Genomic DNA, 13,733 nt, shown 5'->3' on the forward strand with positions numbered 1-13,733 from the left:
CCAGACTCAACTGAGTCTGGTGCTATTAACCGTTTAGAGCCCCGACGGCTACGGACTGCCATGAAAGCAGGCCGCCGACATTGTTACCGGCCTGCTAACTGCCGGTATCTTTCTAAACGCGCCCTGGCATCCTGCTTGGTTTTCTCGAACAAGACCTCTGACACATCCGGAAATTGCTTTTGCAGGGACGAATAGCGCACTTCGCCCATAAGAAACTCCTTAAAATCAATGGTTGGTTCTTTTGAATCGATTAGAAGAGTTTTTTGCCCAGCTTCTTTCGCTTGCGGATTATACCGGTAGAGTAGCCAATAGCCGCTATCGACCGCTCGTTTAGCCTCTTGTTGACTTAAGCTCATGCCTGCTTTCAGGCCATGATTGATACAAGGAGCATACGCAATAACCAGCGATGGTCCCGGATAGGCCTCCGCTTCCACAATGGCTTTCAGGGTTTGGTTTTTATCGGCGCCCATGGCAATCTGCGCTACATAGACATAACCATAACTCATGGCGATCATTCCCAGATCCTTTTTCCCGGTACGTTTGCCGCTAGCCGCGAATTTGGCAATAGCTGCCGTTGGCGTGGCTTTCGAAGACTGACCGCCAGTATTGGAGTATACTTCCGTATCAAATACCAGCACGTTAACGTCTTCACCTGAAGCTAACACATGCTCCAGTCCGCCAAACCCGATATCATAGGCCCAGCCGTCGCCACCAAAAATCCAGTGTGACCGTTTCACCAAAAAGTCTTTATTTTTGTAGATTTCCCGTATAAGCGGCTCATTACTCTTTACCTTTTCCAGTTCGGCAATTAACCTGTCTGCCTTCTCCCGGGTACCTTGTCCGCTATCTTTATGTTCCAGCCACTCTTTGCACGCTGCCTTCCATTCATCCCCCAAATCCAGTTGAACGGCCTGTTCAATATCCAGCGATAATTTATTTCTTAGCTGTTTCACACCCAGCAGCATCCCCAGGCCATATTCGGCATTATCTTCAAATAAAGAATTCCCCCAGGCGGGGCCATGGCCGCAATGATTTGTGGTATACGGGATAGAGGGCGTGCTGCCTGCCCATACGGAAGAACAACCGGTAGCATTGGCTACCATCATTCTGTCGCCAAACAATTGTGTCACCAGTTTAGCATAAGGCGTTTCTCCACACCCCGCGCAAGCACCGGAAAACTCTAACAGCGCTTGCTCAAACTGACTGCCTTTAACAGTTTCTTTTTTAATTGGATTTGGTTTCGGAGTTAAAGACAAGGCATATTCCCATAGCTCCGCCTGTCCCAGCTGAGTCGCCAGCGGTTCCATCACCAAAGCCTTTTCCTGAGCCGGACAGATTTGGGCGCAATTGCCACAGCCTGTGCAGTCAAGCGGTGATACCGCCATTCTGAAATTCATATCTTTTATGCCGGTAGCCGGTTTTGTCACAAAGGCGGCCGGAACCTTAGCCATTTCTTTTTCGTCAACAAGTACCGGTCGAATGGCGGCATGCGGACAAACATAAGCGCACTGGTTGCATTGAATACACTTATCCGCCTGCCAGGCAGGCACGGTTATGGCAATCCCCCGTTTTTCGTAAGCGGCAGTACCGAGGGGAAATGTACCGTCTTCAACGGCAATCAGGGCACTGACCGGCAGCGCATCTCCCTCTTGGCGGTTCATGGGAACCAGGATATTTTTCACAAATGCCGGGACCGGCTTTTCCCTATCCTCAACAGCCTGAACATTTCCCCAGGAAGCGGGAACCCGCACTTTCACACTGGCGTTTACACCGGTGTCAATAGCCGCGTTGTTCATAGCAACCACTTTGTCGCCTTTCTTGCCATATGACATGAGGACCGCTTCTTTCAAATAGTTAGTAGCCTCTTCCACGGGAATAATATCGGCAATTTTAAAGAAGGCCGCCTGCATGATCATATTGATCCTGCCGCCAAGGCCAATCTTCTGGGCAATGCCCACAGCATCTATGATATAGAAATTAATCTTATTTTCCCAAATATAGCGTTTCATCGCGGTAGGCAAATTTTCCGCCAGTTCCCGCTCATTCCAAGTGCAATTCAGGAGGAAACTGCCGCCCTGTTTTAACCCTTCTAATACGTTATACCGGTCCACATAGGACTGATTGTGGCAGGCAATAAAATCAGCCTTATGAATTAGATACGGTGCCTTAATCGGTTGTTTGCCAAAGCGCAGGTGAGAGATCGTCACGCCGCCGGATTTTTTAGAATCATAGGCAAAGTAGGCCTGTGCGTACATAGCGGTATGATCGCCAATAATTTTAATGGCACTTTTATTGGCACCAACCGTTCCGTCCGAGCCCAGTCCCCAAAATTTACATGTCTTTGTTCCCGCCGGCGTAGTATCGATGTCGTCGCCCAAAGACAGTGACGTAAAGGTAACATCTTTTTAACCGAACGGGGAATATATTGAAAGAAGTGCTTAATAGAAAAGGGCCTGTATAAATGAACCGTCAACAAACCAACTTTTTCGCCGTTAGCATTCAGATGATCGACGACTTCCTCAATAGTCTCGCACATGGACCCCATCGCAATAATCAGGCGATCGGCATCTTGCGCGCCGTAATAATTAAAAAGGTGATACTCCCGGCCGGTAAGTTTTGTGATTTCCCCCATATAGGCTTCTACGATCTCCGGCAGCGCCTGATAATAGCGATTGGTTACCTCGCGCTGCTGAAAATGAATATCGGCATTCTGCACGGTTCCCCGTAAAGCCGGGTGATCGGGATTGAGGCCTCGGCGCCGGAATTCGTCTACGGCATCCCAGTCTAATAAATTAGCCAATTCGTCATATTCCAACATCTCGATCTTCTGGATCTCGTGTGAGGTTCTAAAACCATCAAAAAAGTTCAGAAAGGGAACTCTTCCCTTTATTGCAGACAAATGGGCCACAGCCGCCAGATCCATAACTTGCTGAACACTGCTTGCGGCCAACAAAGCAAAGCCGGTTTGTCTTGCAGCCATAACATCGGAATGATCGCCAAAAATACTAATGGCATTGGCCCCGACAACCCTGGCACTAACATGGAAAACCCCAGGCAACAGTTCGCCGGCAATCTTATACATATTCGGAATCATCAGCAAAAGCCCCTGCGATGCCGTATAGGTAGTAGTTAAGGCCCCCGCCTGCAATGAGCCATGGACCGCCCCGGCGGCACCGCCTTCGGATTGCATTTCCACAACCTTTACAGTTTGCCCGAAAATATTCTTTCTCCCTTGCGCCACCCACTCATCTACACTTTCGGCCATATTGGAGGACGGTGTAATCGGGAAAATAGCGGCTACATCCGTAAATGCATAAGAAACATGAGCTGCCGCCGTATTTCCGTCCATTGTTTTCATTTTTCTCTTCATCATGTAAACAAATCCCCTCATTCGAAATCACAGCGTTGTTAGCTAAATGCAACGTACTTACCTAATCATTTTCTTTAACAACCATGTCTAAGGCTCTATCCGCCGGCTGCCTTTTCCCGATACCGAGAGCGTAGTAACCTAGTGTGATGATTGCGCAAAATACCGCGCCGGCAATCAATCCGCCCTGAGTATCTTCATTGAACCACATTCCGACCAGGACTAAGCACAAAAAGACAATGGTTATATAGTTGCTAATGGGAAACAGCGGCGATTTAAATGGATGGGAATCCATTTCCTTTCCCCATTTTTTTCTAAACTTAAGCTGACTGATACATAACACAAACCACGGGACCATTCCCGGCAGGATACTGGCACTGTAAATGTAAACAAACAGTTTGGAATTCGGATAAATATAGTTGAAGAAGACTCCCACCAGCAGGCAGGCGATGGTAACTTTGATACTGTTGGCCGGAACTCCTTTCGAGGATACCTTCCCTAGAAATTTCGGGGCCTGTCCATTTGCAGCCAACGTGTATAACATTCTCCCTGCACTGTAGATACCACTATTACAGCCTGACATGGCTGCGGTAAGGACGACAAAGTTGATAATACCGGCGGCGGCCGCTATGCCTACTTTGGCAAAGGTCATAACAAACGGGCTGCCAATCGTACCGATTTGATTCCAAGGATAGATCGTAACAATCACAAAAATCGCGCCAACATAAAAGATCAAAATACGCCAGATAATATTTTTTATCGCATGGCGTAACGTGTTTTTCGGGTCCTCAGCCTCACCGGCAGTGATACCAACAAGTTCAACACCTTGATAAGAAGCCGTTACCAGACATAGCGCAAATAAAAAGCCTTGCCAGCCGCCTGCAAAAAAGCCGCCATTGTTAAACAAATTGCCAATTCCCAGCGCTTGCCCCCCATTGCCTGCCCCCAGAAAGATAACAGCAAAGCCAATCAGCAGCATGGCCACAATGGTAGCAACTTTAATCAGCGCAAACCAAAACTCGAATTCTCCATAATATTTAACAGCCAGCAAATTAGCGGAGGCAACAATGGCAACGCCCAGTAACGCCGGTATCCATTGCGCCAGCCCCGGAAACCAATAATTCATATAAATGCCGATAGCCGTAACTTCCGACATGCCGACAGTAACCCACAAAAACCAATAACACCACGCTGTTATATACCCTGTCAAAGGGCTAATATATTTGTGTCCGTAAGTTGCAAAGGAACCGGTAACAGGCTCGAGATAAAGCATTTCCCCCATAATCCGCATAACGAAGAACATTACGATGCCCGCTAAACCATAGGCAAGCAGCACCGAAGGACCAGCCCATTTAATCGTGCTGGCCGATCCCATAAACAACCCGACACCGATGGTTCCCCCCAAGGCAATCAATTCAATATGGCGAGCCTTTAGCCCACGGGTTAGCTCTTTTTCTTCCATTATCGTTATTCCCCCCTGCTCATCACAAAATATTTACACAATATTGATGTTGTTCCATAAGGTTTTTAATGGCATCAATGTGCTCCTGGTCGGCAGTCTCCAACTCTAATTGAACCGACGCATGCCCTAAGGCAACATCACGGGTTTCCCGGTCATGGGTAACGGTCAATACATTAGCTCCTGTTTCCGCCATCAATTTAAGCAGTTGCCACAGGGAACCGGGTTTATCAGGAATGATCATATTAAACACAACTTTACGCCCTGACTTGGTTAAGCCCTTATTGATGATGCGGGACATCATATTGACATCAATATTGCCGCCGCTAATAATTGCCGCTATTTTTTTATTTTGGTATGCCGGCAACCTATGTAGCACGGCTGCCACAGAAGCAGCGCCCGCACCTTCTGAAATTGTTTTAATGCGCTCCATTAAAAGTAAAATCGAACCGGCGATTTCTTCTTCATCTACTGTCACAATTTCATCGACATAGCGTTGTACAAGTTCAAAGGTAAGTTCACCCGGAGTTTTTACCGCTATCCCGTCGGCAATAGTCGGGCAGCCATTATAGGTGATAATTCTTTGCCTAGTAATTGACTCGGCCATAGAAGGCATATTTTTGGTCTGGACACCGATAACTTTTACCTGTGGCTTAAGACTTTTAACAGCCAAAGCTACGCCGGCAATCAACCCGCCACCGCCAACAGGCACAACCACAGCCTCAAGGTCCGGCAAATCCTCCAAAATTTCCATGCCAATTGTCCCCTGACCGGCAATGACCAGCGGATCATCAAACGGATGAATAAACGTCAATTGTTTTTCCGCTTGCATACGTCTCGCTTCCGCATAGGCTTCATCATAAACGCAGCCGTGAAGGACCACGCTGGCGCCATAAGCCCGTGTGGCTTTAACCTTTGACAAAGGAGCGTTTTTCGGCATCACAATGGTAGACGGAATGCCGAAGAGTGTGCCCGCAAGAGCTGTCCCCTGGGCATGATTGCCTGCCGACGAGGCAATAATTCCGTTTTTCTTGGCGTCTTTGCTTAAATTTGCTACTTTATTGTAAGCCCCCCGCAGTTTAAAAGACCCCGTCCGCTGCTGATTTTCCATCTTTAAATAAATCTTATTGCCTGTTATATCACTTAAGGTATTTGTATAGGCCAATTCTGTCCGGCAAACAATCCCGCTTAGCAATTCCCGGGCTTTTTTTATTTCTGCCAGTGAGACATTCATGTTGGGCATCTCCTTATTTTTTGCAGTTGCAAGCAATCATTTCAATTTCAACCAAGGCACCTTTCGGCAAACCGGCCACAGCAACGCAGGAACGTGCAGGCAATTTGTCGGTAAAATAGCGTCCGTAAACTTCATTTACAGCAGCAAAATTGTTCATATCCGTAATAAAGACCGTAGTTTTTAAAACATCATTAAAACTCATGTCAGCAGCAATTAGTACCTGTTTAAGATTTTCCATTACTTGTGCAGCCTGAGCCGAAATTTCGTCGGCAACGATCGCACCTGTCTGGGGATTAATCGGGATTTGGCCGGAAGTAAAAAGGTAATCTCCTGACATTCGCGCTTGCGAATAAGGGCCAATTGCCTCTGGTGCCTGCTTGGTTTCAATTACGTCTTTCATGTTCATTCCTCCTGAGTCTAAATGTAAATAGATATTTTATTTATAGTCAGGTTGTGAAAACATTCAGTCTTTTTATCCGAAAAGCAGTTACCTGCCTCCCATACAGCAGCAAAGGTATTGGGCCCGTTACCTCTTATGCCATATTTAGACTATATAAAACAACCTTGGCCAAAGCTGATTTAAATATTTTTATAATAAATTATTCTTACAGTAATTTTTTATTACTATATTAACACAAAAAATTATCTATCTATTTACTAGATAGATATCTATAAATAGTGCTTTCCGAGGTTTGCAGCGTACTAGCCACCTTAGTGATAGCCCCTTTTATTTTAAAGATACCGTTGGCATTCAAATTTTGAACAATCGCGATTTTTTCGTCACTGGACATTCTTTCCACCGGCATATCATATTGACCAATAATTTTTTCGATTGCCGAATCCACTACATTTTCGATAGAGGACTGCAAGGATTCCACTACTTTTTCCTCTTCGGCCACAGCTGAATTTGCCGGCAAATTATTTACTAACAGAGCGTTCATGAGTTTGTCCGCCAAATTCTTAACAACGGTACTATCCGGTGAAAGAAGGATATTCACGCACAGCATGCCAATTAGTTCATTGTTTTCGTCTTTAATAAAATAAGTAGAAGATCTTAATTTTTCCCCGCTTGCCGTGCGGCTCAAATAATTCACCACCGCATTTTGGTTTAAGTAAGCCTTCTTTTCCAATAGTTCCAAGCCAAAGTCAGTCAACGGACAGCCTAGCTGCCGTCCGCTCATATAGCCATTGCGAATAGCTATTACCGAATTTTGCACATCAGCAACGTCATGTAACAACACTTCGCAATGCGGACCAATAATGTCGGCAATAAAGTTTACTAACGGAATATACGTTTCCAGTAATTTTTTAGGTTGCATAGTTTAACTCCTGTTGCTATTTTCAGAATTACTTTTATATTTCATACATTCGATAAATAATAATAAATTCCTCCTGTGTGATAAAAAATTACTGATATTTTTTTATCACACATTTTAGTAAGCACTATCTTTTTTTCTAAAAGAGAAATATAGGAAACAAAAGCTTTACCTAAAAAAGTTTCTTAAACGGCTAGCAGGCACACGTTTATGATTCGCTCCGGATGAATCGATCATCCTGAATAAACAGATTCGTCAGCGGCACTAAAAAAATATAGAAAGCATAAGGGATGAAGCCGTCATCTGCCGACAAGGCTACCGCCGGGACGGCTCCGGCAATATTCCACGGGATGAGCGCCGATATAAGAATTACCGTATTCTCCAGGTCAAGCGCCAGCTGATAGTTGCTTAAGCGACTGTTTTCATAAAGCTTACGAGTCGTTTGATGGGTAAGCATAACGGCCAGTGTCTGATTACAGCTAAAGGCGGCCGTGGCAACGCTCGCTACCAGGCTTGTCGGGTATACCTTAATTTTCCGGCTCAGCCTTTCAAAAGACTTTTCGACTTGATTTAATAGACCCGTACCTTGAAAAATACCGGCATAGGCAGAAGAAATCAATACAATCAGCGAAACATTGAGCATGGAATATAACCCGCCGCCTTTGATTATCTCGGCAAAGAAGCCGCTGTTTTCCATGCTGTAGCCGATAGCTATATATTTTATCATTTGAAAAATAGGAATATGTTGGTCAAAGAGAGCAATCAACGTACCAACCAGAATGCTGACTGTCATCGATAGCTTCACATCAATCCGAAAAGCTGCAAGCAACAAGATGATAAGCGCGGGAGATAACACCAGCAGGCTGATATCAAAAGAGCTTGCGATTTCATTGCTAATTTGATCGTTATAAAAAGTTAATGGATTTTGATAGGATAAATAAATATAGCCTATGACCGAAAGTGCAAAGGGCAGAATTGACGTTTTGGCCATATTGGCAATGTTGATATACAGCTTGGTATTGGTCAAAGCTGCTACGAGATTGGCGCTGGAAGACATCGGCGAACATCTGTCACCGAAATATGCTCCGGCGATTATGGCTCCGGCTGCTATATTGATTGCTACATTGCCGCTTTTGGCCAGCACGATAAGCACCACCCCGATAGTTCCGACTGTACCAAACGAGGTTCCCAGCAAAAAAGACACCAGGCAAGACAGAAGGAAGGCAGATAGAATAAAGTATTTGGCACTCATAAACAGGATCCCGTAATATACGATAAAGGAAATCGTACCGCAAGCGCGCCAGACTGCGGTTATAACACCGATAAGAACAAAAATTTTAATGACAATCAAGGATTTTTTTGAACCGGTAAGCATCATTTTCAACAAGTCTGTCAATAAATAACCTCTGCGCAAAGCCACCAGCGTAAAACAAAAGAGTCCGAAAAGCAATGGATAGAGTATGGATACTCCCCGATAAATGCCGCAAATCAGAGTTATAAAAAAAAGTAAGAAAACTGCCAAAGTATCCAAGAATTCACCCCTCTCAAGGCCGGAAAACTACAATTTTACTAAAAAAATCTGGCAGCAGCCAGTCCGGCCCCAACCAACCCGCCAATAATCACACCGTTAATCCGAATCCAGTCCAGATCCTCACCGGCCTTATCCTCGATAAACCGGTTAAGAGCCTCATCGGATAGCTTATTTAACGCCCGGCTGGCAATCTCGCCAATCAAAGCATGTTCCCGGTCAACGACTTTCAATACAAGCATTTTTATATAGTCCTCCGCCTGGCTTTGCAGCAGCGAATTTTCTTTAAACTGCCGCCAATAGCTTGCCGCCTGAACTGTGAGCCAGTCTACGGCATAGTCCCGGTAAATCGTAGGCTGCTTACAGGCAAGCAGCACGGTTTCGGTCAAGGCAGCCAGCGGTTCAGCCATTTCAAGCCGGGACAGCAGCCCATCCTTCCAGTTTTCAACAGCATTTGTCCATTCCGGCGTCTCCAGCTTGGCGACAATTCCGCCAAGCTCATCCCGGAACCAGAGCTGTACGGGATGCTGTTCATTTCTAAGCTCAGCTACAGAATTGATCAACTCTTGATGTAATGCGTCAGCCGCATCGTCCAAATTAATTCCGTCCGTCATCTCCATAAACCCAGTGACCAACGCGACCAGCCAGCTCTTATTGGCAGAATCTTTTTCGATGTGTTCCAAATACCCCCAAATAGCGTCGCGGGTTTGCGGGCGGCCTACCCAGTCGGCCAGTTTATCCACAAGCAGGTAATAGATTTCCTTATCTTTTCCCTGCCGCAACGCCCAGGAGATGCCGGCGGCTACATGGGGCACCAGTGACTGGCGCTTCAGTATGATTTTACATACACGCTCCCCCAGTCTGCCAACAGTATGGGGATCAATGGTCTCAACCAATTCTATAATGGTTTTCTCAATAAACGTCCTGATCAGTGGCCGCAGCGAAATGGCCTGACTATACGCAATGAACTTTTTCAACAAATTGGCTTGACTCAGCCGGTCCTTAATGGCTTGTTTGCTGAGAAAGTCCTGTTCAACGGCATGAGCAAGCGCCCTGGTAACCCGCTCCCGGTTGCGGGGAATAAGTGCCGTATGGTAAGGGAAGCCGAGCGGCCGCCTAAATAATGCCGTTACGGCAAACCAGTCGGCAACGCCGCCTGCCAAACTGGCCTCGGTCACCGTTAACAGGGCGTTGACTAAATCATTGCCCGGATACTGAATTTTTAGGATTAGCGCAATAACAAACAAAACCGCAGCAGCAGCCAATACAGCGTTGGCCCGTCGTTTAACCGCTTTCATAGCCTCACCCCTGCCGAATAAGCGATCAAAAATAACAACATGCCGACAAGCCCGCCGACAATAGAACCATTAATCCTGATCATCTGCAAATCATTAAGCACTTTGTCCTCAATATAGACTACCAGTTCTTCATTGCTAAAGCTTTCTAAATAGGTGCGGACAATTTGGCCGATCTGCCCGTGATTTTGACTAACCCATCTTGCCAGCCAAACAGCCAGGTACCGGTCGAACCAAACTGTCTTTCGCGGATCAGCCACCGCCTCGTCTGCCAGTTTTGCCGTTTGTTTCACCGCCCAGGTAATTCCGCTGACAGTAAGTTCAGGATGAGCGGCCGGCATCTTAGCCAGATGCTCAGCCAGTTTCACCAGTAAAGGCCGCAACACCGCCTCAGCCTGATCGGCAAGTACGGAGTTTTGCTGCAGATTACCGGCAAATTCCGTCAGCCATTCCCTAAGCGTAAGACGGAGCGGGTGTTCCTGCCCGGACTCCACTTTGTCCAGCAAACCGATTAACTTGTCCTGGATGAGGCTGGCAACTGCCATAGGATCAAGATTTAAGAGATTTTCCAATATCCAGCCTACCAGTTTACGCTGATTGTTTCTGACTGCGTAGGCCTGAAGCGCCTGACTGTATATCCCGGCAATTAACTGGGTAAGTTCCGGGTCAGCTGCCAACTGCTTTATTTCGCTAATCACCAGTTCCGTCATTTTGTCGGCAAACCCTTTGTTAAGAGACCACTCCAAAGCTTGTCCGGCGAGCGGCGCAAGCCGTATATAGCTTTGCCGCTCTGCGAGCAGCAACTCCAGCGCGGCTGCCAGCTGGCCGGCATCAACTGTATAATTTGCTTCCCTGGCTAAATCTTTTATGAACAAGGAGAGGCGCCGCCGGGAATCAGCGCTGTTGACACAGCCCAGTATCAGCCGTGCTAACCCTGCCTTTTCCAGGGTCTCCTTAATATTAGCCGCCGTTACAATTTCTTCTTCGACCATAGTGACAATCGCATTAAAAAGTCTGTCACGATTTTTGGGTATAATGGCTGTACGATAAGGAATTGACAAAGGCTTGCGAAACAGAGCGGTTACTGCGTACCAGTCGGCTAAACCGCCGACCATTGCCGCACTAAAACCACTGTGAATCAATCCGCCCCAGAAAGTAGCCTGAAAGGGATAGCTTAGGACAAATCCGGCCGCCGCCCCGGCTAAAGTCAATCCCGCTTTATACGTATTATTGATTGCCAACCTATCACCTTCTTACCTATATATCCTGCTCTCTATTCTAAGCCAAATTGACAATTATTGAAAGCAGCCGTATAATCGGCCAATTCGTGAGATTTGACGATATGAACATGAATGATTACCTGTTACCTGCCGCCAGTAAAACCTTTGCTATGCACAGGCCTTTGCCATCATGGGTCAACCAGAGTACAATGAGATGAAACTAAAAATAAAGGGGGTGAGACAATGTCGATCATACGCTGGCTATGGCATGCTATTAGCGGGTGCCCTGAGGCAGATTTAGACCACACCATGTACGGTACCACTCACTGCCGCACTTGCGGGCGGGTTACTTTTGTCTCAGACACGCTCCCTAAAATAACCCGGCTTAAAACGCCTGCACGCCGCCTTAGCTATCATTAATATCCACCCCGGGTGCACCGGGGTTACATAAAAAAGCTGTTTTTATATGATCAACCGTTTCGTCAGTAAGCGAACTGCCAGCGGCAGTAAGAAAACAGCAAGCACCGCGAGCACCCCGGCATGCACCAGCAGGCCGGGGTGATAGTTTCCCAAGGCCATTGCCCGGCATACTTCCACGCTGTGGAAAATCGGATTTACCCAAGCCACTGCCTGCGCCCAGCCGGGCATGGAATCGATCGGAAAAAACACACCCGAAAATAAATAGGCCGGCGTCAAAAACAAGGTAATATAGTAATTAAAATTGTCAATATTGGCGGTTATCCCCGTATAGCAGATAGCCAACAGGGAAAATGCCAGTCCCGGGATAATAAGAAATACGGGAATAACGAGAGCCCACCACGACCGGACCTGCCCCAGCGCCGAAATTACGGACAAAATTACCACACCAAATACCATGCTCTTAAAGGTGGCATACAGTATCTCGCCGGCAACGATATCGCAAAGCCTGACCGGCCCTGCCAGCATAGCCTGAAAAGTTTTCTGATAATGCAGCCTGATGAAGCTGCCATACGTGCACTCGAAGGAAGCGGCAAACATCGCGGAAGAAGCCACCATGCCGGGCGCGATATACTGAAGATAAGTCAGCCCCTCCATATCCTGGACAAAGGTCCCAAGTCCATAGCCCATCGCGGTTAGATATAGTAATGGTTCGATAAAATTAAACATAATAGTAGTGAACCAGATTTTGCGAAATACGGCCATATGACGGGCAAATATTCTGATGGCTGCCATTATTCTTCTTCCCCCATACCGGTAAGTTTCAAAAACACATCTTCCAGATTGGCCGGCCGCAGCAAACAGAGATGCCGGGGTACTCCCCAGCCATCCAAACTGTTCCATAAGGCCTCCCCGTCGTCGGCATAGAAAAACAATCCGTCCAGTACCTGGATCACTTCACCGCCCCAGGATATTACCTTGTCGGCCAGCCCTGCCGGTACCTGTGCCAGCGGCAAATGCACCTCAATTGCATAAGCCCTCACAAATTTCTCAATTAAGCACTGTGGACTGCCTTCAGCTAAAATGACCCCCTGGTGCATAATGACCAAATTGTCGCATAGCTGTACAGCTTCTTCCATATAGTGTGTCGTCAGAATGAGCGTTACCCCGTCGGCTTTAAGGCTGCGCAGCTTTTGCCAGACCAGGTGCCGCGCCTGCGGATCAAGACCGGTCGTCGGTTCATCTAAGATGACAAGTTCCGGGTGGTTCATCAACGCTCTGGCAATTACCAAACGACGTTTCAGACCGCCTGATAAACTTTCAATTGTACTGTGTGCCTTATCTTCCAGTCCCATAAAAGTCAGCAGTTCTTGGCCCCTAATCCGCGCCTGAGCACGTGTGAGCCCGAAAATTATCCCATACACTTCGAGATTTTCCATAACATTTAAATCATCATCAAGATTATCTTCCTGGGGGACAACGCCCAGTCTTGCTTTAAGGGCCGGCGGCGTCAGCCGGAAGGACTCGCCAAATAACCATAAGCGGCCTTCCTCGATCGTGGACATGCCGTACATCATGCGCATAGTCGTTGTCTTACCCGCGCCATTATGTCCCAGAAAGCCAAAACATTCGCCGGCATTGATGTGAAAGGTAATGCCTTTCAGCGCCCGAAAATCGCCATAGGTCTTACCGAGGTTTTCCGCCTTGACAACGGTTGTGCTCACAGTATCATCCTTTCCGGTTGTACTAATGTAATCATACCATTTGCAGCCAAATTTGTCTTTAGCCTTCCTCCTCCGTGCTTATACTATGATAACCGGTATGCTGCATGTAACTATATACAACGTGCTAAAGAATTTTGCAGGCGGGTGGTGTGTTGGCAAAAGCGGAAGCCTTC

Annotated in this window: 10 protein-coding genes and 1 pseudogene; 1 reads left to right on the forward strand and 10 read right to left on the reverse strand. The window is 46.9% G+C overall.

All coding sequences use genetic code 11. The annotated features are described in order from the left end of the window. Positions 1 to 83 precede the first annotated feature (83 nt). The 8 genes and pseudogenes from nifJ to BLR65_RS03190 all read right to left on the reverse strand — a co-directional run bounded on the left by nifJ (position 84) and on the right by BLR65_RS03190 (position 11,440). Positions 84 to 3,370: pseudogene (nifJ, locus tag BLR65_RS03155) on the reverse strand (pyruvate:ferredoxin (flavodoxin) oxidoreductase). 61 nt (positions 3,371 to 3,431) lie between these two features. Further along, positions 3,432 to 4,829: an amino acid permease gene (locus BLR65_RS03160; protein ID WP_093792399.1), complete on the reverse strand. Its 1,398-nt coding sequence runs from the start codon at positions 4,827 to 4,829 to the stop codon at positions 3,432 to 3,434. Positions 4,830 to 4,851: 22 nt separating this feature from the next. Then, on the reverse strand, positions 4,852 to 6,060 hold the full coding sequence (gene ilvA, locus BLR65_RS03165; RefSeq protein WP_093792401.1) for a threonine ammonia-lyase: 1,209 nt from the start codon (positions 6,058 to 6,060) through the stop codon (positions 4,852 to 4,854). A 13-nt stretch (positions 6,061 to 6,073) separates the two neighbouring features. Then, on the reverse strand, positions 6,074 to 6,460 hold the full coding sequence (locus tag BLR65_RS03170; RefSeq protein ID WP_093792403.1) for a RidA family protein: 387 nt from the start codon (positions 6,458 to 6,460) through the stop codon (positions 6,074 to 6,076). A 250-nt stretch (positions 6,461 to 6,710) separates the two neighbouring features. Continuing rightward, the gene (locus BLR65_RS03175) at positions 6,711 to 7,379 is read right to left on the reverse strand and encodes a helix-turn-helix transcriptional regulator (protein ID WP_093792405.1); all 669 of its coding nucleotides are present in this window, start codon (positions 7,377 to 7,379) and stop codon (positions 6,711 to 6,713) included. A gap of 205 nt (positions 7,380 to 7,584) precedes the next feature. Further along, on the reverse strand, positions 7,585 to 8,772 hold the full coding sequence (locus BLR65_RS03180; RefSeq protein WP_169716802.1) for a Na+/H+ antiporter NhaC family protein: 1,188 nt from the start codon (positions 8,770 to 8,772) through the stop codon (positions 7,585 to 7,587). A gap of 173 nt (positions 8,773 to 8,945) precedes the next feature. Continuing rightward, complete coding sequence (locus tag BLR65_RS03185; RefSeq protein ID WP_093792408.1) at positions 8,946 to 10,202, reverse strand: DUF445 domain-containing protein; 1,257 nt, start codon at positions 10,200 to 10,202, stop codon at positions 8,946 to 8,948. After that, positions 10,199 to 11,440, reverse strand: a complete 1,242-nt coding sequence (locus BLR65_RS03190; RefSeq protein ID WP_093792410.1) for a DUF445 domain-containing protein — start codon at positions 11,438 to 11,440, stop codon at positions 10,199 to 10,201. Before BLR65_RS03190 ends, BLR65_RS03185 begins: the two co-directional genes overlap by 4 nt. 222 nt (positions 11,441 to 11,662) lie before the next feature. Here BLR65_RS03190 and BLR65_RS29445 point away from each other — a divergent pair, with 222 nt between their 5' ends. Next, positions 11,663 to 11,839, forward strand: a complete 177-nt coding sequence (locus BLR65_RS29445) for a hypothetical protein (protein WP_169716801.1) — start codon at positions 11,663 to 11,665, stop codon at positions 11,837 to 11,839. A gap of 42 nt (positions 11,840 to 11,881) precedes the next feature. Here the strand turns inward: BLR65_RS29445 and BLR65_RS03195 are convergent, their stop codons facing one another. Further along, the gene (locus tag BLR65_RS03195; RefSeq protein ID WP_093792412.1) at positions 11,882 to 12,631 is read right to left on the reverse strand and encodes an ABC transporter permease; all 750 of its coding nucleotides are present in this window, start codon (positions 12,629 to 12,631) and stop codon (positions 11,882 to 11,884) included. After that, positions 12,631 to 13,560, reverse strand: coding sequence for an ABC transporter ATP-binding protein (locus BLR65_RS03200; RefSeq protein ID WP_093792414.1), 930 nt, complete (start codon positions 13,558 to 13,560; stop codon positions 12,631 to 12,633). The genes BLR65_RS03195 and BLR65_RS03200 overlap by 1 nt, the downstream gene beginning before the upstream one ends. Between the last annotated feature and the right edge of the window lie 173 nt (positions 13,561 to 13,733).

The sequence above is a fragment of the Sporomusa acidovorans genome, from assembly GCF_900101845.1.
Taxonomy (GTDB): domain Bacteria; phylum Bacillota; class Negativicutes; order Sporomusales; family Sporomusaceae; genus Sporomusa; species Sporomusa acidovorans.